The organism is Ferrimonas sp. SCSIO 43195 (genome assembly GCF_023716685.1).
In the GTDB taxonomy this organism is placed as follows: Bacteria; Pseudomonadota; Gammaproteobacteria; order Enterobacterales; family Shewanellaceae; genus Ferrimonas; species Ferrimonas kyonanensis.
Genome location: NZ_CP072679.1, coordinates 1,448,172 through 1,470,521 on the forward strand (window position 1 = coordinate 1,448,172; position 22,350 = coordinate 1,470,521).

Annotated in this window: 17 protein-coding genes and 1 pseudogene; 10 read left to right on the top strand and 8 right to left on the bottom strand. The window is 55.5% G+C overall.

What is annotated here, in order from left to right; translation table 11 throughout:
• Positions 1–138 precede the first annotated feature (138 nt).
• From J8Z22_RS06990 to J8Z22_RS22135, 4 genes and pseudogenes are all read left to right on the top strand, one after another.
• Positions 139–681 (top strand): DUF882 domain-containing protein, encoded by a 543-nt coding sequence (locus J8Z22_RS06990; protein ID WP_028113674.1) that lies wholly within the window; start codon positions 139–141, stop codon positions 679–681.
• A gap of 129 nt (positions 682–810) precedes the next feature.
• A pseudogene (gene rplY / locus J8Z22_RS06995) lies at positions 811–1,092 on the top strand (50S ribosomal protein L25); the annotation flags it as partial.
• A 436-nt stretch (positions 1,093–1,528) separates the two neighbouring features.
• Entirely contained in the window at positions 1,529–1,720 is a 192-nt protein-coding gene (locus J8Z22_RS07000) for a hypothetical protein (RefSeq protein WP_252009731.1), read from the top strand.
• Positions 1,721–2,276: 556 nt separating this feature from the next.
• A complete protein-coding gene (locus tag J8Z22_RS22135; RefSeq protein ID WP_256471823.1) occupies positions 2,277–2,408 on the top strand; it encodes a hypothetical protein in 132 nt (43 codons plus the stop codon).
• A 34-nt stretch (positions 2,409–2,442) separates the two neighbouring features.
• Here J8Z22_RS22135 and J8Z22_RS07005 read toward each other — a convergent pair whose 3' ends face one another.
• From J8Z22_RS07005 to arrA, 6 genes are all read right to left on the bottom strand, one after another.
• The gene (locus J8Z22_RS07005; RefSeq protein WP_252009733.1) at positions 2,443–2,820 is read right to left on the bottom strand and encodes a hypothetical protein; all 378 of its coding nucleotides are present in this window, start codon (positions 2,818–2,820) and stop codon (positions 2,443–2,445) included.
• 19 nt (positions 2,821–2,839) lie between these two features.
• Positions 2,840–3,004: a hypothetical protein gene (locus tag J8Z22_RS07010; RefSeq protein ID WP_252009735.1), complete on the bottom strand. Its 165-nt coding sequence runs from the start codon at positions 3,002–3,004 to the stop codon at positions 2,840–2,842.
• 157 nt (positions 3,005–3,161) lie between these two features.
• Positions 3,162–4,817, bottom strand: a complete 1,656-nt coding sequence (locus tag J8Z22_RS07015; RefSeq protein WP_252009737.1) for a GIY-YIG nuclease family protein — start codon at positions 4,815–4,817, stop codon at positions 3,162–3,164.
• A 323-nt stretch (positions 4,818–5,140) separates the two neighbouring features.
• Positions 5,141–5,491: a hypothetical protein gene (locus J8Z22_RS07020; protein ID WP_252009738.1), complete on the bottom strand. Its 351-nt coding sequence runs from the start codon at positions 5,489–5,491 to the stop codon at positions 5,141–5,143.
• A 65-nt stretch (positions 5,492–5,556) separates the two neighbouring features.
• Positions 5,557–6,258 (bottom strand): arsenate respiratory reductase iron-sulfur subunit ArrB, encoded by a 702-nt coding sequence (arrB, locus tag J8Z22_RS07025; RefSeq protein ID WP_252009741.1) that lies wholly within the window; start codon positions 6,256–6,258, stop codon positions 5,557–5,559.
• Between the two features lie 11 nt (positions 6,259–6,269).
• Positions 6,270–8,834, bottom strand: a complete 2,565-nt coding sequence (arrA, locus tag J8Z22_RS07030; protein WP_252009743.1) for an arsenate respiratory reductase molybdopterin-containing subunit ArrA — start codon at positions 8,832–8,834, stop codon at positions 6,270–6,272.
• A 321-nt stretch (positions 8,835–9,155) separates the two neighbouring features.
• On the opposite strand from arrA, the gene J8Z22_RS07035 reads away from it, so the two are divergent.
• The 4 genes from J8Z22_RS07035 to J8Z22_RS07050 all read left to right on the top strand — a co-directional run bounded on the left by J8Z22_RS07035 (position 9,156) and on the right by J8Z22_RS07050 (position 14,470).
• Entirely contained in the window at positions 9,156–10,439 is a 1,284-nt protein-coding gene (locus J8Z22_RS07035) for a sodium:proton antiporter (RefSeq protein ID WP_028113666.1), read from the top strand.
• 279 nt (positions 10,440–10,718) lie between these two features.
• Positions 10,719–11,876: a GGDEF domain-containing protein gene (locus tag J8Z22_RS07040; RefSeq protein ID WP_252009745.1), complete on the top strand. Its 1,158-nt coding sequence runs from the start codon at positions 10,719–10,721 to the stop codon at positions 11,874–11,876.
• A 1-nt stretch (position 11,877) separates the two neighbouring features.
• Positions 11,878–13,458 (top strand): EAL domain-containing protein, encoded by a 1,581-nt coding sequence (locus tag J8Z22_RS07045; RefSeq protein WP_252009747.1) that lies wholly within the window; start codon positions 11,878–11,880, stop codon positions 13,456–13,458.
• A gap of 106 nt (positions 13,459–13,564) precedes the next feature.
• Positions 13,565–14,470: a LysR family transcriptional regulator gene (locus tag J8Z22_RS07050; protein ID WP_028113665.1), complete on the top strand. Its 906-nt coding sequence runs from the start codon at positions 13,565–13,567 to the stop codon at positions 14,468–14,470.
• A gap of 61 nt (positions 14,471–14,531) precedes the next feature.
• Here the strand turns inward: J8Z22_RS07050 and J8Z22_RS07055 are convergent, their stop codons facing one another.
• Both J8Z22_RS07055 and J8Z22_RS07060 read right to left on the bottom strand, forming a co-directional pair.
• Positions 14,532–15,176, bottom strand: a complete 645-nt coding sequence (locus J8Z22_RS07055; RefSeq protein ID WP_252009749.1) for a UPF0149 family protein — start codon at positions 15,174–15,176, stop codon at positions 14,532–14,534.
• 212 nt (positions 15,177–15,388) lie between these two features.
• Positions 15,389–16,231, bottom strand: a complete 843-nt coding sequence (locus J8Z22_RS07060) for a substrate-binding domain-containing protein (protein WP_252009751.1) — start codon at positions 16,229–16,231, stop codon at positions 15,389–15,391.
• A gap of 617 nt (positions 16,232–16,848) precedes the next feature.
• Here J8Z22_RS07060 and J8Z22_RS07065 point away from each other — a divergent pair.
• Together J8Z22_RS07065 and J8Z22_RS07070 are read left to right on the top strand one after the other, a co-directional pair.
• The gene (locus tag J8Z22_RS07065; RefSeq protein ID WP_252009753.1) at positions 16,849–19,566 is read left to right on the top strand and encodes a hypothetical protein; all 2,718 of its coding nucleotides are present in this window, start codon (positions 16,849–16,851) and stop codon (positions 19,564–19,566) included.
• A gap of 108 nt (positions 19,567–19,674) precedes the next feature.
• On the top strand, positions 19,675–22,305 hold the full coding sequence (locus J8Z22_RS07070) for a TonB-dependent receptor domain-containing protein (protein WP_252009757.1): 2,631 nt from the start codon (positions 19,675–19,677) through the stop codon (positions 22,303–22,305).
• Positions 22,306–22,350 lie beyond the last annotated feature (45 nt).

Consider the following 22,350-nt stretch of genomic DNA (forward strand, 5'->3'; position numbering starts at 1 on the left):
GATGTTTACCCCAAATCTGTAAGCGGTAGCAGAAGATTTACCAACTTGCCAGTGCAAAAAATAACCGTTAGCGTGTCGACCAACTGAGGGAAGGGGGCCTTGCCTCTTCGAGTCTTCGCTGCACTGGATAGTATTATAATGACGCATTGTGATCTTTTGCGCCGCCGCCTGATGTTGGGCTTGGGGGCATCGGCCGTACTGTGCCAACTGCCCCAGGTCGCCCTGGCCAGCCGCTCCACTCCGAAAAGTCTGAGCTTCTATAATCGCCATACCGGTGAGACCAGCAATCATACCTTCTGGATGGGGGGAGAGTATGACCCTCAGGCGTTGCAGAGCTTTAATCAGGTGCTGCGGGATCACCGTACCGGCGAAGTCACTCAGATGGATCAGGATCTGTTTAACCTGTTGTATGATCTGCAACGAAGCTTGGGTACTGATAATCGCATCGAGATCATTTCCGGCTATCGCAGCCCGAAAACCAATGCCATGCTGGCGGGGAAGTCGTCAGGGGTGGCTAAGAAGAGCTACCACACTCGTGGCATGGCCATTGATATCGCCATCCCCGGGGTCGAACTCAAGGATCTGCGCAATGCGGCGCTGGAGCTTAAGCGTGGCGGAGTGGGCTTCTATCCCCGCTCGGGCTTTGTCCATGTGGATACCGGTCGAGTGCGGCGCTGGTAACCAATCCGGTTTGCTCCCGAAAGTCGTTGGAGAAACCGCGGCCCCGTGATAAACTCCGTCCGCTTTTTGCAAAGTGCCACTGCTGGTCGCAAGCAGTGGCATTATTTTATCTGAAAATAAGGTATTACCATGTCTTTCGTATTCGAAGCTAAAGTACGCGCAGACCAGGGCAAAGGTGCGAGCCGCCGCCTGCGTCACGCGGACAAGATCCCAGCCATCATCTACGGTGGCGAAGAAGCCGCTGTATCCATCGAGCTGGATCACAACGTTATTCTGAAAGCTCAAGAAAGTGAGTCTTTCTACACTTCCGAGTTGACTCTGAACGTTGACGGTAAAGAAGTGAAGGTGAAGGTGCAGGACATGCAGCGTCACCCTTACAAGCCTAAAGTTACCCACTTGGACTTTAAACGCGCTTAATGTCGCGTTGGCTTGAAAAAGGCGCCCCGAGGGGCGCTTTTTTTGTGCCTGAATTTCTGTAGCGCGCCGCCAAGAATGAGAAAAGGCGTCGGATAAAATGAGAAATTTGGGGTAGGGCGGTTGCCTACTGGTGAAGGCGAGACTGTGATGGTCTCGCCTTTTTTTGATCTTCGCTTTTGTCTAACGCGTTAGACAGTTGCTGGCGTTAATGCTGCGTTTGGGTGCGGAGAGCATTCCAATCTAATGGACTGGTGTTAGTTGGGGCTAGGGCGAATTAGGTGTCCCTATAGATAAATTGACTGCATTTGTCTCACACGTGAGACATCCACAGAACAGTCATCTCGAAAGTAGGGCAAAACGCCCTAACGGAGATAGAGCACTCATTGTCGATGGGTGAGCTTACTTTCCATACCAATTACTAGGAGGCACTATGCTTGATTCTCTGTGGTTTTTCTCAGAAGTACTGCTACCAATTATTCAAATTGCCATGTTCATTTTGGGTGCAATGCGGGACGCTAGAACTGCACCTCATGTTCAGGTTGAAACGGTAAAGATTATTGTTTTCCACGCCGATGAGGTTCGCTTGAACTTACCCAAAGCACTAGATAAGTACTCTAGGTGAAGGATTTGGTGGGTGTATCGCAGATAAAGAAAAACCCCGGATCTCACCCCGGGGTTCCCACTGCCGACCAAGCGGTCTGCAGTTGCGTTTAGCGTCTTGTTCAGAAACTAAACTATCAAGCCTTTCCATAGCTGGCTTGAGACCACTTTATGAGTTAATGACCATGGCGTCAATATCCGCAACTGGTGAAGTTTGGCTAAAATCCCCTCCGATCTGACCTGCGATCTGACTCAAAAATAACCACCCAGTTCACTGCCAAGTGTTTTTTTTAGACGCTTGTTTTTTTTTGAATTAACGGTTGCTTTTTGGCGAGAGCAGTGGCGACAGCGGCTTCGGAGATGCGGTCTTTTTCTTGTTTAAGTTATTCACACTCTTATCCACAAAACACCCACATTTGAAGGCCTTGTTAAAGCAGATTAACCAACATATCTTGTAGTCATCGGTGTACAAAGCACACGATGTAGTAGCCGGGCTCTCAACCCATTTCTGTCTTTAACTGCGGATCAACCTTTCCATAGCTGGTTTGATCTGCCCTAACTTTTAGGGAAATCATCTAATGGATATTCCAATTTCATATCTGATTGCCGGACTGATTTTTGTCGTCATTCCGCTGCTTGGCACCAGCATTAAAACTGGTGACATTTCCATCAAAATCGGTCGGTTCTCAAACAAGAATCGTCGTGACTAACCAGGGGAAACTCCCGGGCCTGGCCCGGGAGTTTCTACGCTTCTAATTCTATTACTGGCGAGCTGCCGCTGAACTCCTGCAGGCTTTGTAGGTACTGGTAGGCGGCTTGTCTTGGGGTCATCTGCTGGTACTCGGGGTCGTTGAGGTTGAGCTGGAATACCCGGATGGTGCGGCCGTCACGTAGCAGGTCGACCGGCGGTAGCTGGTCGCTGATGGCCTGTTCGCTGGCGAAGATGCCGACCTGAAAGGCGCAGGTGTACTGGCCGCCCGGAGTTTCCTGCACCTGGTTGTGGTCGTCCAGGGTCTGGGTCAGGCTGGTGGTGTTGTTGGTGTTTAACTGGGTGATGGCCAGGCAGGCATTGGTCAGGGTAATGCCGGAGGCCAATTCAATACTCGGAATGGTTAACGCCATTTAAATTCTCCTTAAACGGTCAGGCTTCGGTTGAGATGATCCCCAGTACCTGATTACTCACCTGGGCGGTTGCGTGAAAGCGGGTGTGGCTGGTCACTTGCAGCCGGTACTGGAAGTTGCTGGTGCTGGTTGAACTGTCGTTGTAGGTGGTCGAGCTGGAGACCTGCTCGCGAATGCGGTACACCCCCAGTTCGCTGTCATAGTCGATATCCTGAAAATATGGCGGCTGAAATGGATAACCGGAAAATCGGTGCGCTAAGAGGGAGTTGGTGCCGGGGGAGCATGCCCCCGATAATGCGGGGGCAGGATGATTAGTTGGGAAAGAGGGGTTTCAAAAAAACTTAGGCAATGACGGCAGCCTGAAGCGCTTCTTGCTCTTCCTTCGCGATAACCAAGGATTCGCGATACTGTGCAGCCTCAGCTTTCATTGTCCAGTGTGCTTCAATATTAAGCTCTTCAACTACCTGTCGAAGCTCAGAAAGGGTCACTTTGAAGAACTCTCTCCGAAGGTTGACCCGGTTCATGCGACAGTAGCCAAATCTACGGTGAAGTTCATTTTCCAAGCGAGGCGCGTCTTCACTGTATATCATTGCGTGGACATCAAAATTGAAAGGCACGCTAGCATCGCCGAGCTCTTTGACTCGATCCATCGGTTCCAATCGTCGTGTCATTCCGACTTTAAACACATTTTCACCAAATGAGCCAATATTCGATATCACGTAAACGTGCCCAGTACGGGTTTGCTGAGCCATCGACATGGCCCTCTGGTTGCGGCTTTCTGCTTCTTCCCATTTCGTTTGTAGTTCGGCGAGTTGCTCTTCATAGCGAGCTTTTTCTTCCTCACTGGCTTTAGCCAGTTCTTTCCGAGCTTTTTCCATCGCCTTTTCTAGCATTCGTTCTTCTTTTTCTGCTTCTCGTTGAGCTTTCTCAAATTCCTTCTGAGCCCGCTCTTCTTCCCTGATTTTTGCTTTGATTGCCTGTTGCTCTTCGCGCTCTTTCAATCGCAGTTCTTCGGTTGCGACAGCCCACTTCAGTTCGTTGATTCTGGCTTGTAAATAGGTGTCGGTGATGCGAGCGTTTCTGAAGGCTGCGCCATGATGATTGACCAAAGCGTTAGCATCTTTTATCTCTTGCGTTAGTTTTCCAAAATTGTCCTTTTTAACTTTGGTCATGGTGGTGTCTACTTTTCCGTTGAAAGCATCCAGAACAAAGTGAACGGCGGTTTTCTTTCTCTTTGGTTCAACGTAGTCGCAGTCAGCCGCTTTACCTGCGACGACCATGGATTTGGTTACTTGTCTGCACTCTTTAAGTTTTTTCCCGGCGTCTTTATGCTCGAATTCTTCGGCTAGGTCATCAAGAACGTGGTGGTTTGGAATGATGTACTCATCTCCATAGCCATCTATGAGGTTGCGCATTGCACTGGCGGTTGCTTCGTAGCTTTCAGCGTGTTCTTTGGCTTCAATAGCACTCCCGGCTATGTTCTCTGCCTGAGTTCGAGCCTGCTCGACGATGCCGGTTGCGGTAGTGTGTGCTTCGGATACGATTTCGGCCGCCTTTTCAGCTGCAACCTTATTTCTGGCAGTGGCTTTCTCTCGAACCTCTTTGGCTTCTTGTCGGATTTTCTTTGCTTCGTCTAGGAGGCTTTGTCTGTCTTGTTGGGCGTATCGTTCTATGTCCAATGCGTCGCTTTTGGCATTTGCGATAATGCGGGCGACGTCCGCTTTTCCTTTTGCCAGAGCATCTTCTGATTCCTTTTCTACTGCTCTTTTTTTCTGTTTCTCCCAGGCTGCAACCTCTTCTCTAATGCTCTTGGCTTCTTCATCGGCGTCCACAATGGCTTCGTATTGCCAAAGGTGGCTGGTTTTATCTTTGATCTTATCCAGTTCTTCTTGAAGTGAATTTAATGCGGATTTGTCTCGGTACCTGAAATAACCTTGAACCGCGATGACAGTAAGAATCGGGAGCAGCACTAGCAGCCCTGTTGTTTGAAAATCCAAATCAGATACCTCTAGATGCAATGTTGTGCGCTATGCCTGCCCCTTTAGGGATACATTTTCATAAGGGGAAAGCACTATATGAACAGGGTAAACCCACTGTAAGCATCATCAAGCATGAGTTTTTTGTAAGATGCCAGATTTTGCAGATTACTGAATTATTGGGACTTTATCCAGAAGTGAGGCGGATCTGGTCGGTGATAGAGCGGTACCCGCTGTTGGGTTCGTCCTTCTTGCTATAGGTCAGTGAAATGTTCAGTTACTCATTCCTTTATGATCGTTGATTGTTGGGGGAAATTTTTTACTTCGAAATCTATGGAAGATGGTCAATCAAACAGCCGTATCTCATGGGGCTGGCGGAACACAATCACTCGGCTGGCCAGTGCCGTCAGATTTGGATCCAGAGAGAGGTTGCCGGATTGCAGCACAATCAAGGGGATACCGGCGCGGGCACAGTAACCGGCGGCAACGGCGATCTGCAGCAATGGTGCCGACGGAGCGGCGATCACCATCTGTGCCCGTTGCAATTGTCGCAACAGTGGCTTGCCCGGAGCAGGGTCATCGTCCGTGGTGGTGATGAGATCCAGGCCCTGGGCTTGCAATTGGCGGCAAATGGCACGGTGCTGAGGCGTCTGCTGCGAGTGCGGCTGAGACAGCAAGTGGGTCACAAGTGGCATGGTGGCAAGACCGTGGGTTGCGAGGAGAAAGGGCAGCGACCGGGGCCGCTGCCGGTATTGGCGGCCTAAACCGTGTGCACGTTAAAGCTGCGAATGTAATACACCCTGGGTTTGGTACCCGCTTCCGGTTTCAGCTGCATCGGCGTGTGCAGCTTGATAAGCCGTGAGACGTCGCTGTTGGGGTCGTCCAAGTCGCCGATGACCCGGGCACCGGCCGGGCAGGCGTCCACACAGGCGGGCTGCAGACCGACGGCCTGGCGGTGATCACAGCCGGTGCACTTCTCCACGGTTCGGCGTGGACGGGTTACCGGGTAGGTATCACCGCGCTCCGGGTTTTCGTGGGGAGACCGGTGGGCGCCGGAGGTCATCAGCACCTCTTTGGGAGAGACGGTGCCGCCAGCCACCAGAGCATGGTCGTCCTGCCAGTAGTGGTGCGGGGTCTGCTTGTTGAAACTGATGACGCCATAAGGGCAGGCTCGCTCACAGCGACGACAGCCGATGCATTTGTCGTTATCCTGCAGGGTTAGACCGTTGTCCGCTTTGTACATGGCACCCTTGGGGCACACTTTGACACAGGCGGCGTCCTCACAATGGTTGCACAAAGTAGGGATATAGCTGTAGCGAACGTCGGGGAAGGTTCCCTCGGTCCTGGTGATGTGATGGGACCATTGGATGCCATCTGCCGTGTTGTTTTCCGTCTTGCAGGCGAGGTCACAGCCGCCGCAACCTACGCATTTTTGCAGGTCGATAACCATTCCAAATTTCATCTGTTGTTACCTCACGCTTTTTCGATACGGATACGGGTGTGGCCATAGAAGGCCGAGGCGCCGCTGAAACGATCATAACGGGCGGGGATAATGGCGTTGTTGCTGCCACCGCGCGGGGTGATGCCAAACTCCTTCGACGCGTGGCGGCCGTATGCCCAGTGGCCCTGACCAAAGGCCTTGGCGACGCTGCCGGGGCGCACGCCTTCCCACAGTTTGGCAACGCAGGTCAACTCGCCGACGGTGCTGATGAGGCGGATCTTATCGCCATCCTTAATGCCCAGAGTCTTGGCGTCCACCGGGTTGATTTTGGCCACGTCTTGGTGGGCTTCATCCCCTGGGGTCAGATCGCCAAACTCATAAAACCAGGGGCTGTTCTGCGAGCGTCCCTCATGGCTGAGTCGGGACTTGTGATCCACCAGCAGCAGCGGGAAGGTGGTGGCATCGCCGTCGCGAACCGGCTGCTGATAGTGAGGCACGAAAGCTTTTTCACCGAAGCCGGTGTATTCGCAGGCTTTGACCACCTCGTCAATGGACACGTGGTGGCGCTTGGCGTGTTTGGCCAGAGCGTGCTCGAGCGTGACGCTGTAAAACTCAAACTTGTGCGTCTCGGTCTTAAATTTGCCCCAGCGCTTGCGGTATTCATAGGGGTGAGAGTTCCAGACGCCGCGCTCCACAAACTCTTTCCAGCCGGACAGGGTTTCGCCATATTTGGAGGCATCGTTGTGCCAGAGCGGGGCGGTGACGTATTTCACCGCAATTTCGGCGAACTCTTCCGAGTCCTTGGCGGGCTTGCCTGTCTCAGGATCGACGATCTGCTCATTGATGTAGCGCCAGGCATTGTCGAAGCCTTTATCCGCCAGCTTTTTCGCCAGCAGGTAAGGCACCTCAGTCTCATCCTGACGGGTGTCGTACATCCGCTCTATACTGGGTCGTTGCAGCGAGACATGGCTGACGCCGTTTCCTGCCGCCGCCAGCACCCCCCACTTTTCAAACATGTGGTGACTGGCGGGCAGCAGCAGATCGGCAAACCAGCTGAATTCGGAAATGTTGGTGGTCACGTGCGCCATGAAGGGCACTCGGCTCAGGGCGTGTTCCCAACGCTCGGTTTCCGGCGCGGAAAACGCAAAGTTGTTGAAGTAGGCCAGCATCACCTCGATCTCATAGGGGTCGGCGTTGATGATGCCGTCGGCGGCGTTGTTGGTGACCACGCCCTTACCGGATTTGCCTTTCTTCATGGCCGGGAATTGCAGACGCCCGCGCTGGTCAATTTTTTCGTGCTTTTTGCCCTTTCTGGCGATGTCATCCAGATAGTCATCGGCGTCGGGGAAGGACTTGTTGAGCGGTGCCTTGTTGTACGGGAACAGGCCACCTTCATTGTCGATGGCACCGAACAGGCCGTTGAGGGCATGACAGGCCATGGAGGTGTAGGTGCCGCGGGTCTGCATGATGGCGCCTCGAGCGGTCCAAACCTGCACCGCGGGTGCGGCGGCTCCCATCTCTTTGGCCATGGTACGAATCTCTGCGGCCTTGACCCCGGTGATGCTCTCACCCCATTCGGCACCGTAGTCTTTGAGGGCCAGGTTCCACCACTTCACCAGGCCGTGGCTGTAGCGATCGTCGAACAGGGATTCTTCAATCTGCTTGCCGGCGACGAAGTGGTTGTTGCCATCTTTGAAGTCACCGACAAAGGGTTTGTACCACAGCCCGGCAACCAGGGCTTCGTGGGCGATGGCCAGTGCCAGAGCCGAATCCTGGCCGGTTTCGATGGGGATCCACTTGTGGGCTTTGGCCGCGGAGGCTGACAGGCGAGGGTCGACCACCACCACCTTGGCGCGATCCAGAGTGTTGCCCCATTCACTGGAGTAGAAACTCACCTGACGGTTGGAGGCGATGGGATCGGCGCCAAAGGAGAGAATGTACTTGGTGCTCTTGACGTCGTACTGGTTGTAGCCCCAGTTGCCGTCTTGAAAGAAGGGGCCCATCTTATGGGCTTCGGCACAGATGGCGCTGTGAGAGATGTTGTTGGGCGAACCAATGATCTTGGTCATCTTGTCGTACAGCAGGTCTCGGGCCAGGGAGTAGCGGCCGCGAAGCAGGGCGTATTTGTGGCTGTCACCACGTTCTCGCAGTGCCAGAATGCGATCGGCCAGCATATCCAGGGCCTTGTCCCAACTGATGGGCACAAACTTGGGATCCTCGTGGCGGCCCTTTTTCGGGTTGGTGCGCATCATCGGCGTTTTCAGACGGTCCTGGTCATAGACCATCTGCAATCCCAGGTGTTGGCGTGGACAACCCGCGGTATCGTGAATCTTGGAGTAAGGGTTGCCGCGAACCTTGATGGCACGGCCATCCATGATGTACACCTGTTTGGCGCACCAGGAGGTGCAGCCCTGACAGGTGGTGGGCACCCAGGTGCCGGTGTTGGTACGCAGATCCACTTTGGGCAATTCGGCGGCAATGGCATCCATAACCGGAGCAAACGCGAAGCCACCGGTGAGCCCGGTGAGCAGGGTGCCGGCGGCGCCAGTGCGAAGCAACTGGCGGCGGGAAACATCCAGTGTGTCAGTTCTTTTCATTGATATATTCCTATATGCGAATATCCATTATTAAAATGCAGGATTAAGCCGGTGAATTCCGAGGGCTGGATCACAGCGGCCGTGGTCAGCGCGGATCTGGATCGCGAATGTGGATATTTACGCTGTGGCCGCCGGTTGGTTTCGCTAGCCAGGGCAAGTCGAAGGTGAGGCTTGTGCCGTTGGCTTTACGCCGTTGTTTCGGTTTACTTTAGTACCTGACTGTAAATTGCCTGCCAGTGCACTACACTGCGGCCTCAATATGGACAGCGATGAGGCGGTCGCCTGCGGCACGCCGGTCATCGACAGACAAAAGGAACGGTTATGACGGTGTACGTCACCCTGTGTGCCATCGCGGCGTTGGCGATGCTGATTGCGTTTATCAACAGCAAAATTGGCCATCTGCAACCCACCATTGCTATTACCGCGGGCGCATTGCTGTTGTCACTGCTGATTGTGGTGGCGGGTAACCAGAACTGGTTTTACCTGCGCGATGTGGCCGGAACCTATCTTGGCCAGTTAAACTTCGAAGACTTTCTGCTCAAAGGGATGTTGGGCTTCCTGCTGTTTGCCGGTGGCTTGGGGATCAAGCTGCCGAACTTGGAAGATCAGAAGTGGGAGATCGCCTCACTGGCGCTGGCGGCGACCCTGATTTCGACCTTGTTCATTGGCGTGGCCTTGTACGGGCTGTTTGCTCTGCTGCAGATCCCCATCGATTTTGTGTATTGCCTGTTGTTTGGCGCCCTGATTTCTCCCACGGACCCCATCGCGGTGCTGGCCATCGTCAAGAAGCTGGATGCTCCTAAACGGATCGCCACTCAAATCGAGGGCGAGTCCCTGTTCAACGATGGTTTTGGGCTGGTGTTGTTCGTCACCCTGTTTACTGTCGCTTTTGACAACCAGGCCCCGACGGTTGCTGGGGTCGCCGGCTTGTTTTTACAGGAGGCCGGCGGCGGCATCCTCTATGGTCTGGTGCTGGGGTGGGTGTTTCATCTGCTGATCAGCGCCACCGACGATCACTCCATGGAGTTGCTGCTGACCCTGGGCATTCCCACCGGCGGCTATGTGCTGGCGGACGCGATCCATGTGTCCGGTCCGTTGGCGATGGTGGTCTCCGGTATCATGATCGGCAATTGGACTCGCCATACCGGCTTCTCCGCCGAGAGTCAGCGTAATCTGGATCATTTCTGGGAGCTGGTGGATGAGTTTCTCAACAGCGTACTGTTTTTGCTGATCGGCATGGTGATGCTGCAGTATCAGTTTCATCATGAGGACTGGATATTGATGGTCATCGCGATTCCCGTGGTGCTGGCAGGGCGCTACCTGAGTGTCAAGGCCTGCTATCTAGGCTTTCGGCGTTTTCGGCATTACAACCCGCTGTCGGAGCGGATTCTGACCTGGGGCGGGCTGCGGGGCGGCCTGGCGTTGGCGATGGCGATGTCGGTGCCCGCCGGGGTGATGGTGGTACCTCAGAAGGGCATAGACATCAAAGAGATCATATTGGTGATGACCTATTCTGTGGTGGTGTTCTCGATTCTGGTTCAGGGGTCCAGCATCACCGGCATGATTCAGTCAGCCAAAGCTCAGCAGTCTGATTCGTCCGACTAGGGCGGTTGCCATGGCCGAAGTACGGGGTTATGGCGACCCCCTTACCGTCGCAGCGTGAAGCGTCAGAACGGAGTTGCCCTAGCTTATAGAATCAACGTATTGATTAAAAATAAAAAAATTCACTTTGGTTTGGAATGGCGACCAGAATCGTCATTTTGATTAAGATTCAGTCAAAGTCCAAACAAGGCACACTGAAATTCCTCTGGGGTACACTGCGGCCCAATCAACGCCCTTTCGGGGCCAGCAGAGACCAGATGGGGTGAGTACCGGTGAACAGCGATGCCTGAACGGCGTTACCAAGAGGTTGTCGAGGCGATTCAGGCCCGTAATTTTCGCCAGGGAACTCAGTGGGTGTTGTTGGCGACCTTCATTACCCAGGCACTGTTTTTTGCCAATTACTGTTTGCACCTGAACAGCTACTCGGCCAGGTCGCAGGGGCTGGCCGCCGCGCAGTTGTTGGCCTGTTTGATGCTGATTCTGCTGTTCAAGACTCAAGTGAGTGAGGTGAGACCGGCCTGTCGCTGGGTTCGGGTTGGCCTGGCCGCCTGTTGTGGCCTGGCCTGGAGTACTCTGTCCATCAATATTGTTGAAAGCTGGATGGAGTTTCAGTCTACCAAGCAGATCTTTGTGCTGGGATGCCTGTCGATGGTGATTGGCTGGTACACCAGTCGCACCATGCTGGCCATCGGCACCTCGATGATCATGCTGTCCTTCGTCTACCTGACCTACCTCTACAGTGGCTTCCAGTCGGTGACCACCTATCTGTCGGTGCTGAAGTTTCCGGTATTGGTGCTGCTCAGTGCCCATTTCCTGCGCAAATGGTACTTCTTCGGAATGGATCGCTACACCGAAAACTTGAAACTGATTGCCCGTTTCAAACAGGAAACCTATCTCGATCCACTGACCAATGTCGCCAACCGCCGCGGCTTCGATAAGGTGTTGGCTGAAGCGGTGACTCAACCCGGTCGCCATGGCAACCGATTCTGCCTGGTGCTTATCGATATTGACTACTTTAAACTCTACAACGACAACCTCGGCCACGATTATGGCGATCATTGCCTGCGCAAGGTGGCTCAACTGTTGCAAAGCGTGGTCGACCGCAACAACGACAGCCTGTGCCGTATTGGTGGCGAGGAGTTTGCGGTGCTGCTTGATGGCTGTGATCTGCGAGCGGCCGAGCAGGTGGTAACGGCGATGATTGCCGCCTTGAGACGTGACAACATTCCCCATCCGGCCTCGCCGGTTTCCCACAGAGTCAGTGTCAGCGTTGGCGTGGCGCAGTGGCGGGCGGGTGACACTCAGCAAACCCTGTTTCGAAGGGCGGATCAGGCGCTGTTTGCGGCCAAGCGCAATGGACGGGACGGTTGGGTCTCCGATGACGGTGGGTTGCCCGCTTCCTCGCCGGTGCCGGCAGAGCTTAAGGAACAGCAGTACTGATATGCAAGCCCGTTTGAGCAGGCGCCAGTTGTCGGCGCTGATGGCGGTTACTTCGCTGCTGTTGACCTTGCCAGTGATCCTGTGGTGCCTGTTGCAGTCGTGGAGCGCCCATCAAACCGCCGTGATGCAAAATATGCAAGGGGTCAGTCAGGGCATTCGTGCCGATGTGTTGCAGTCGGTAATGACCCTCAATGCCCAGTTTCCTACTCCCGAGTGCAATGAGGCGCTGATTCTGGCGATGCGCCGGGCCGACTACCAGGCCAAGTACCTGACCTACTTTTCTTTGGTGAACAAGGACCACATCGTCTGCAACTCCTTCGAGGGTCATCTCGAGGTGCCTGTGCCCTTGTCCAAGCCGGACGTCGAGTTTCGAAGCGGGGCCTCGTTCACCATCAATGAGCGGGTGCCACTGTTCTCCTCTGTGGTGTTTGGGCGAACCGTAAGGGTGGATAATTTCCTGGTCTTTTTAGACTATCCTGACACGGAATTGGAGGGCTCGTTGCCGTGGCTGCACTATTCCAGCTACGACTATGGCAGCGGCCGCCAGGTGCGGGTCTATGGAGAGGACGAGACCCGGTTGCAGCGGCTGGAGTTTGATCTGGCGCCCCGTTCTTGGATGGAGCAGGGATTTTGGGTTAAAAGCCTCTGTTTTCAGCAGTTGCAATGCATAGTGGCGGCGGTGGACATTCAGGGCTACTTTCGAGGCCAGTGGCTGGCGACGCTGCTCATCATCGCCTTATTGGCGGGCAGCGTGGTGCTGTTCTACCTGCTGGGGGCCGCCTGCCATGATCATCTGTACGGTTTGTCCAGGCAGGTTCGCAATGGCCTCAATCCGCAGCAGTTGAGTCTTCACTACCAGCCGATACTGGACACCGGCAGCGGCCTCGTCAGTGGCTGTGAGGTACTGTGTCGTTGGCAGCGAAGCGATGGCCAACCGGTGCCGCCGGATGACTTCATTCCTGTGGTGGAGCAGTGTGGCCTGACGGCCCACCTGACCGAACAGGTGACCCGAGGCTGCCTGCTGGAGTTGGAACAACTGGGGCTGTTGGGCAGAATGCGCGTTGCCATCAATGTGTTTCCCCAGGATATCGCCACCGGCCATATGGAGCGGTTGCTGACCCGGTTGTTACCGCCGCACCTGTATGGCTGGATCACCATCGAACTGACCGAGAAGCGCATTGACGATATGGACAACCTGGTTGAGCAGGTTAAACGATTGCGCAACCTGGGGTTCCAGGTCGCCATCGATGATTTTGGGACTGGGTTCTCCAACCTGGAGTCGCTGCAGAACCTCAAGGTCGACATTCTGAAGATTGATCGCTCCTTTGTCTGCGGGGTGGAAGCCCCGTCGTTGAAGCGCTCTCTGGTTGAGCACATCTGTCAGTTGGCAGACACGCTGGCATTGAAGGTGGTGGCGGAGGGGGTGGAAACCCGCCATCAACTGCAGTATCTGCACAGCGTCGGTGTCGACTATACCCAGGGTTATCTGCATGGTCGACCCATGCCGGCGGCGCAACTGCGCACGTTCCTGCAGCAACATTCGCTGGCCAGCCACAATGTGTTCAGTTCGGCCCATTGGTAGTGGGCCGGGCAGATATTTTCATTTGTCTATTGCTATGGCCGCTTGATTGAGTCCAAAATGTGAATAGACATCTATTAAACAATCAATTGTTCTAATTCTGGCAACGATGGATCTATTAAAATCGATACGGATATTCAGAGCGGTGCTGGAGCAACAGAGTTTCTCCGCCGCCGCATCCTCGTTAAACCTGGTGCCGTCGGCGGTCAGCCGGCAGGTCAGCGAGTTGGAGCGTCATCTCGGAGTGCAGTTGCTGCAGCGGACCACCCGCTCGGTGCGACTGACCGACGAAGGGCAGCGCTACCTGGCTAAGATGGAGTCCATCTGTAAAGAGGTGGATGGGCTGTACGGCAGCACTCAGACCGGCGATGGTTTGGCCGGCACCATTCGACTGGTGGCGCCGGTGCTGTTTGGTCAGTCGATCCTGCCAACGGCGTTGGCGGAGTTTGGTCGGGAAAACCCCGGGGTCGCCATCGAACTGAGGCTGCTGAACCGGCAATGCGATTTGGTTCAGGAGGGCTATGACTTTGCCATTAGAACCGGTAAACAGCCGGATGCGGATGTGGTGGCCACCAAGTTAACCACCATGCGGATGTTGACCGGGGCTTCGCCGGGGTACCTGGCGTTAAACAGCACTCCTAAGCATCCTGCGGATCTGGCAGATCATAACTGTTTGATCAATAACGTTCACCGTACGCCGCGCTCCTGGCTGTATCAGGAGGGGGGCCATCGGATTCCGGTCAAGGTGGATGGCGACTTCGAGAGTAACGACAGCCTGTGCATTCGCGCCCAGGCGCAGGCGGACCGTGGGGTGGTGCAACTGGCGGATTTTCAGTTGTGGCGGGCATTTGATACCGGCGCCCTGCGCCCTGTCCTCAGTGACTATGAACCACCAGCAGTGCCGGTGTGGCTGCTGCATCCGGCACAGCGCTTTCTGCCCGAGGTACAGCGGGCGCTGATGCAGTTTTTGTGTGATTACCTGAAACGCAACCCTTTGAAGCGAATGCCGGTGTAATCGAGTCGTGCTGGAAACGAAACAGGCTGCCATTGGCAGCCTGTTTGCGTTGTGAGGTCGATCAGTGACTGCCGGAGTCTGGATTGATCATGGCGTTGACCGGCTGGTTGTTGTCATCCAGCTCCATTTGCGACCAGCCGTGCATGTAGTCCATGGCTTCGGCGATGGCCTCCAGCAGCATTTGTGGCTCTGGCTCGGCCTGCTCGTTGCGCCAGGCCAGGGCATGTTCCTCTTCGCTGCCCAGAGTGGCCAGGTACCCCATCATGTGGCTGCAGGATTCGACCTCTTGTAACTGCTCCGAGTCGCAGATCTCCTGCCAGTTTTCACGCAGCACCATGTAGCCGGTCATAAAGCCGGCGCACCAGTGGCGCAAATCCTGGGGAATGGTGCGTGCCTTCACCTGTTCCAGCAGTGGCTGGCAGCGGGGGGAGAGTACTTGGCCCTTTTCCACCACTTCATTATGCAGCTGGTTGTAGAGGGTGAACAGCATCTCCATGGTCTTGTTCTCAAAAGGCCAGAGTTCTTTTTCCGGTTTCATGTTGGCGATGTGAGCACTCCACACGCCCGGATCGATGGTCCGTGGAAAACAGTGGATGTGGGCCAGATAGCCGCGACTTTGCATCAGCGTCATGCCGCCGAACTGGGCCGCTTCGTCCAAAACCTGAGTTAGTTGTTTCTCTTCTGATTTGGTCAATTTTTCGTTCATTAACACTCGAGCCTGATCAGGGGAACCCTATAAGTTTGGGCAGATAATGCCAGTTGTACTCTGACATTTTAATGCTCTGGCGCAATGTTATGAAAATAAAATTCAGTTTTTGGGCTGGGTTCAGTGATCCACCAGCTTTGGCAAGAGAGGGCGGGATGCGCAGGAGGTGATTAGAAACCTGACAACCCGCCGGAGCGAAGGGGTGCAGCCGCTTAGTGGCTGATAGTGGTATCGGCGATGCCGGTGTACATGGCGGCGCCGTGATCGGCTTTACCGTACTGGGTAAGAATCGACTGGCCGGCCTCGGAGCCGACAAAATCGATAAAGTGCTGGGACAGTTTGATCGCGGCGGCGTCTCCCTGGCTGCCACGCAGGGCGTGGTAGGTATTGACCAGGATGGGGTCGCCGGCAAATAGCACCTTTAATTTTGACAGGTTGGCTTTTTCTGCCACCCAGGTGGAACTGTCGGTCATAAAATAGCCCTGCTGCTGATTGGCCTGACGTAAGGTGGCGCGCATAAACTTGCCGGTGACCCGGTACCACTGACCCTGAGGCGAACGCTGGGCCTTCTCCCAAATCATCCGCTCTTTCTTGTGAGTGCCAGAGTTGTCGCCCCGGGACAGGAACAGCGCCGAGCTATCGGCTATCTGCTGATAGGCTTGGGTGATGCTGCGTGCATGACGAACCTCGGCGGGATCCGAGCTGGGTCCCACCAGGTAGAATTCGTTGCTGCCAATCAGGGTGCGCTGTGTGGCCCAGCCTTGTTCGACGGCCTGTTTTTCGGCGGCGGGGGCATGCACCATAACCATATCGACGTCGCCGGATTTCAGCAGGGACAGGGACTTGCCGGAGCCGGCTTTGACCCAGCACAGACGGCTGTCATGCCGTTGATTAAAGTCTTCCGCCAGGGCTTTGAGCAGGCCCAGCTCGCCAGGGCTGCCGGTTGCCAATTTGAACTCAACCTGGCCATCGCCATAACTGGCTTTGCATTCGATGGCATGAGCCGACAGGGTCGCAAAACACAGCAGGCCGGTAATCAGGGCACGATACGCCATGGGAAACTCCGAAAAAAATGGCGCTGCGGCGATGGATGCACAGTCGGGCCGCAGCGCCCAAGGGAACGTCTGCGGGCATGGTTGATCTGTGATGGGTTTTCAGCAAATGTGAATTCGAAGTGATGGGATGTGGATCAACATAAAAAACCTTTATAGAACAAGGATTACAAGGAATAACCATCAGGCTGGGACAAAATGTCCCGCAGTGAGAAAAAAGGAACCGGTGCCAGGCACCGGTTCAAGGCGATCCTTGATGATCATTCACTCGAGCCGCCGACTCGAAACCTGAGAAGAAATCCGCGACGGACCGAGACATCGAAAAGGCAGTCATCAAAGTGATGCTCGGTGATGACCTTGAGCGGCCACCGGCCGGGGCTGCGACGTACCGTTGTTGGGGCCGCAAGCCTTTGACTTGAGCTATTTCTAGCAGCCCGATGCTGCATTTTTGTGTCTTTTTTGTTTCTGGCGGTCGTTTCGTTGTGACACAAATGGGCAACAAAGCTGCAGCCTTAGTGACATGAAATCGTACCGGGATTGTCACAATTTCTGTCTAGCTTCCCAAAGCACTATGTAAACAGAACCGTAAACAGGACTCTGAGTTCTTGGGGAAGAAAAAGATGGAATGGAATAAGCGTTTTGCTGTTGGAGCATTGACGACCTCGCTGCTGTTGGCGGGCTGTGGTGGAGACATCAACCTGAACACCGGTGGTGATACCGCTCAGCCACCGGTCACCAACCCGGATCCGGTTGACCCGAGCGACCCTATCGCCGACAAGTACAGTGGTTTCGCCAGCCGCAGCGACAGCATCGGCGCGGTCGATGGCAAGCAGGTCTGGCGCCTGGAGGGGACGTTGATTGGTCCCGAGGGGGCTGCCAATGGCCAGTTGACTCTGGGCAACGACGTGGTCTGGGAGTTGTCCGGGGCCGTGGTTGTCGGCGGAGACAATGAGAATCAGACCACGCTGAATGTGCAAGCCGGCACCAAGATCCTGGGTAACAGTGACGCCTACCTGGTGATCAGTCGCGGTTCTCAAATCAACGCCCAGGGCAGCGTTGATGCGCCCATTATCTTTACTTCCCTGCAGTCTGGCCTGGGGTTGGAAACCGGCCGCGGTCAATGGGGTGGGCTGGTGCTGCTGGGCAATGCGCCGACCAATAAATGTCCGGATCTCAGCAGCTGTGATCAGAGTTTTGAAGTGGGCAACCATGCCTTTGGTGGCGATGACACCGAAGACAATTCCGGTACGCTTAAGTACGTACGAGTAGAGTTTGCGGGATTCAAAATCAACGACACCCAGGAACTCAATGGCGTCAGCTTTGCCGGTGTGGGTTCCGGGACCAGCGTCGATTATCTTCAGGTTCACATGAACGATGACGATGGGGTCGAGTTCTGGGGCGGTAACGTCTCAGTCAATCACCTGGTGCTGACCAACAACCTGGATGATTCCTTTGATTGGACCAACGGCTGGAGTGGTTCGGCGCAGCATGTGTTTATTCGTCAGCAAGACAACAACGCCAACCGAGGCATTGAAGCTGACAGCTCCAAGAGCGGCACCGACACGCCGGTATCCATGCCGGTGTTGTCTAACCTGACTCTGCAATTGGCGGGGGGCACTAATGGTTCCGATGACGATGCCGAAGGGATTTTGTTCCGGGTTGGCACCGGCGGCAGCGTCTACAACGCTCTGGTCAAGGGCGGCGTCGATACTGGCGAGTGTCTGGAGGTGAATGATGCCTCGACCGTGGCCAACGCCAACAGCGGCGATCTGAGCATCAGTCACAGCCTTATCGATTGTGTCGAGCCGTTCAAGAGCAGCAAGGACGACAGCGATGTGGTTATCCTCGACACCCAGGCCTGGTTCCTGGGGCAGGAGGGCAACCTGGCGGTGGCGGCAGACCTGAACGATTACCAGCCTAATCCGTCGTCTCCGGCCCTGTCCGGTGGTAAGACCGATCTGGCGAACCTGGACTCGCGCCTGGTGGACGCCGATTACATTGGGGCCTTTGATGGCAGCACCGACTGGACGCTCGGGTGGACCACCGACATTCACGATGAGGTCGATGCGCCGGTGACTCAACAGCCACTGACGTCCTGCCCGGCGGGTACCAGCAATGATGCCGCATCGGCAGCGTTGATACAGGGCATCGACCTGGTGTGCACCCTGCAAGGCAACTATACCAGCAGCCTGACCCTGCTGGCGGGCACCAACGTCAAATACAAACTGGACGGCGGCGCGGTGGTCATTGGTGATGACAACACCAACTCCGCCACCCTGGCCATTGAGGCGGGGGTGGAGCTGTACGGCACCAGCAACAGCTACCTGGTCATCAGCCGCGGCGCTAAGATCATGGCCCAGGGAACCGCCGAGGAACCCATCGTGTTTACCTCCGAACAGGATGTGACCGGGCTGGCGACCGACCGCGGTCAATGGGGCGGTCTGGTACTGCTGGGCAATGCACCGACCAACAAGTGCCCGGATCTGGACAACTGCGATCAGGGCTTTGAGGTCGGCAATCACAGCTTTGGCGGCAACGACAGCAGCGACAGCAGCGGTCAGCTTAGCTACGTGGTGGTGAAGTACGCCGGCTTTAAAATCAATGACACTCAAGAGATGAACGGCATCAGCTTTGCCGGTGTGGGGGCCAACACCCAGGTAGACCACATTCAGATTCATGCCAATGGCGATGATGGGGTCGAGTTCTGGGGCGGCTCGGTAAACCTGAAGTACGTGTACCTGACCGACAACTTCGATGACTCTCTGGATTGGACCAATGGCTGGACCGGTAAGGCTCAGTACGTGTTCATCACTCAGGAAGACAACAATGCCAACCGGGGGATCGAAGCGGACAGCAGCAAGTCGGACCCGCTGGGGCTGCCGATGTCACAGCCGACCCTGTCTAACGTCACCATTCTGCCTGCCCAAGGCAACAACGGCTCCGATGATGCCGAAGGGATGATTCTGCGGGTGGCGACCGGAGCGCACCTGGCCAACCTGATTATCCAGGGCGGCGCCAATACCGGTGAGTGCCTGGAGATCGACGGCGACGACACCTGGGCCAACACCCAGAGTGGCGACATCACCTTTACCCACAGCATCATCGACTGTGTCGAGGCCATTAAGGACGACGGCTATGAGACCACGGCCTGGTGGACGGCTCAGCAAGGCAACAGCCTGACCGATGCGATGCTGACCAAGGGCATGCCTGCCGTCGGCTCGCCGGCACTGGGGGCGGGGAAAGACATGAGTGGTGATGCCTTCTTTGATGCCACCGATTACATCGGCGCCTTTGATGGTGTCACCGACTGGACTGAAGGGTGGGCATTTAAGCCGTAATGCCGGGGCGGCCTGACCGTCATCATGCATACCCAATCCACTCTGGGTTGTCCCGCTGCCACAGGCAGCGGGGCAACCTGGCCGATCAGGACACAGGACAGTCTGACAATGAAAACCCAATCAACATTCAACATCAGCCAGGCGTCTTTGGCGGTACTGGCAGCCCTGGCGGCAGCGCCGGCCTGGGCCGAACAGGAGGCCAGTGGTGCCGACGACTTTCCCATTGAGCGGATCGTCATTACCGGCCGCCTCCAGCGCACCGCTTCTGAGGTGACCGAAGAGCGCCGGGAATCGCCCCAGGTCGCGGACCTGATGGGCGCCGATCAGATCGCCCGTACCGGCGACAGCGATGCCGCCGCAGCGCTGCGTCGGGTCACCGGTCTGACTCTGAAAGACGGCAAGTTTATCTACGTACGCGGTCTGGGAGAGCGTTACTCCAGCACCTCATTGAACGGTGCCCAGGTGCCCTCTCCGGACCCGACCCGCAGTGTGATTCCGCTGGACATGTTTCCCGCGGCCATCATTCAGTCGTTATCGGTGCAAAAATCGGCGTCACCGGATACGCCAGCCACCTTTGGCGGCGGGCATGTGGACATTCGAACCAAATCGATTCCGGCGGACACCTTCTTTAAAGTGTCGGTTGGTGGCCAGTACAATTCCTTGCACTCCAACGATCGCCTGACCTATTCCGGCGGCAGTGACGACTGGCAAGGCAAGGACGACGGCACTCGAGCGATGCCGCAGAGCATCAGTGATGCGTTTAACACCTATGGTGGCGTGTCGGTGACTGACATTTTTCGGGTCACTGGCGATGCGGATCAGTCCATCGCCATAAACCGGCAACTGGCTCAGGACATGAATCGCGACATGACGGTGCAGGCCAAGGATAGCAGTCCCGGCTTTCGGGGTAGCCTGGCCTTTGGTGACAGCTTTGATCTGGATGCCGGCAGTGACTATATCCTTGGTTTTGTCGGCGCTGGTTATTACAAGCAACAGACCGAGAACTATGAGCAGGAAGAGTATGAGCTGGTCAACAAGGAGGGGGAGCTGAACGCCAGTTCGATCGCCAAAGGCACCGATGACATCGTGCAGTGGTCGGCGATGTGGAACATGGGATTGGAGCTGACCGAGGATCATAAGCTGGAAACGTTCAGCACCTACCTCAGGGATACCTCTGACGATGTTCGAGTCTCCATTGATGAAACCCTGGATACCATCAGTGAAGATCAGGCGTTGCAGCGCTATGCCATTGACTATGAAGAACGAACGCTGATCAGCAACCAGATTCGTGGCCAGCATTATTTCCCAGCTCTGTGGGATCTGGAGGCCAGCTGGCAGTACACCGACGCCCGTGCCGAGCGTGATGCGCCCAATGAGCTGAACTACAAATACTCGGTGGTACAAAATGACGACGGCAGTTTTGCCAGTCGTTCCATGGCCCGCCGCTCAGACGCCGCAGTGTATCGTTATAGCCGATTGGATGACGATACCGAGAACTACGGTTTCGAGCTGGCCCTGCCCATTGAACTGGGGGAGTCGGTGTTGCGCTTGTCCGGTGGCTATGAGTACTTTGAGCGGGCTCGAACCTCGTATTCCACGCGTCTGTCTTTTGATGCATCCCGTTACCAGAGTGAGAATCTGACCGGCGAGTTCGGACAGGTGTTCGGCGATGACAACCTGTTTAATCCAGACAATGGTTTTGCCCTGCTGGATACCACCTCTGAGACCGACGATTACATTGCCGCTCAGATGAACGATGCCGCCTTCTTTGGCTTCGATTGGAACTTCGATGAGGTGTTCCGAATCACTGGTGGGGTTCGTTATGAGGATTTCCGTCAGCTGGTGCTGCCACTGACTCAGGAGGGGCAGGTGTCCGATGAGGGGGGCCGTAACGCGATCACCGATTACGCCACCAGTGAAGATGACTGGTTTCCGTCATTGGCGGCAACCTGGACCCTCAATGACGAGATGCAGTTGCGACTGGCCTACAGCATGACCCTGGTGCGTCCGGATTTGCGTGAAGTGGCGCCGGTGCGATTTCAGGACCCGGTCACCGGTTTCGATATGATCGGTAATGCCGACTTGCAGAGCTCGGACATTCAGAACCTTGACCTGCGTTGGGAGTGGTACCTGGAGTCGGGCAGCAACCTCAGCGTAGGTGGCTTCTACAAGCGTTTCGATGCCCCGATTGAGTCGGTGCAGGTGGTGACTGAACAGGACACCTTGCTGACCTTCCAAAACGCCGAAGATGGCTGGATCTATGGAATTGAAACCGAGTTCTTTCAGCGTCTTGGGGTGTTTAATGAAGGCAGTGAAATTCTCGATGGCCTGTTTGTGGCTGGTAACCTGACCCTGAGCGACTCAGAGATCAAGATCACGCCTTCAGGCAACATCGATCCCACCAACACGGCCCGCCGAATGACCGGTCACTCCGAGTACGTGGCCAACCTGCAGCTGAGTTTTGATTCTCCGGGGTCCATGCACTCGGCAACCCTGGTGTACAACGTCTTTGGCGAGCGCATCGCCTATGCCGGTACCGGGGGGCTGGATGACGTCTATGAGCAGCCGTTTCACTCGCTGGATTTCACCTACAGCTTCTATCCTACCGACTCGCTGTCGGCCAAGTTGAAGGTGAAAAACCTGTTGGGCGAAGAGAGTGAATATGAGCAGGAGAATCACCGCGTATTCTGGAAGAATGCCGGCAGTGAGTACACACTGACGTTTGCTTATCAGTATTAGTGAACCGATGGAAGGAAAACGCCACCTTTTCGGGTGGCGTTTTTA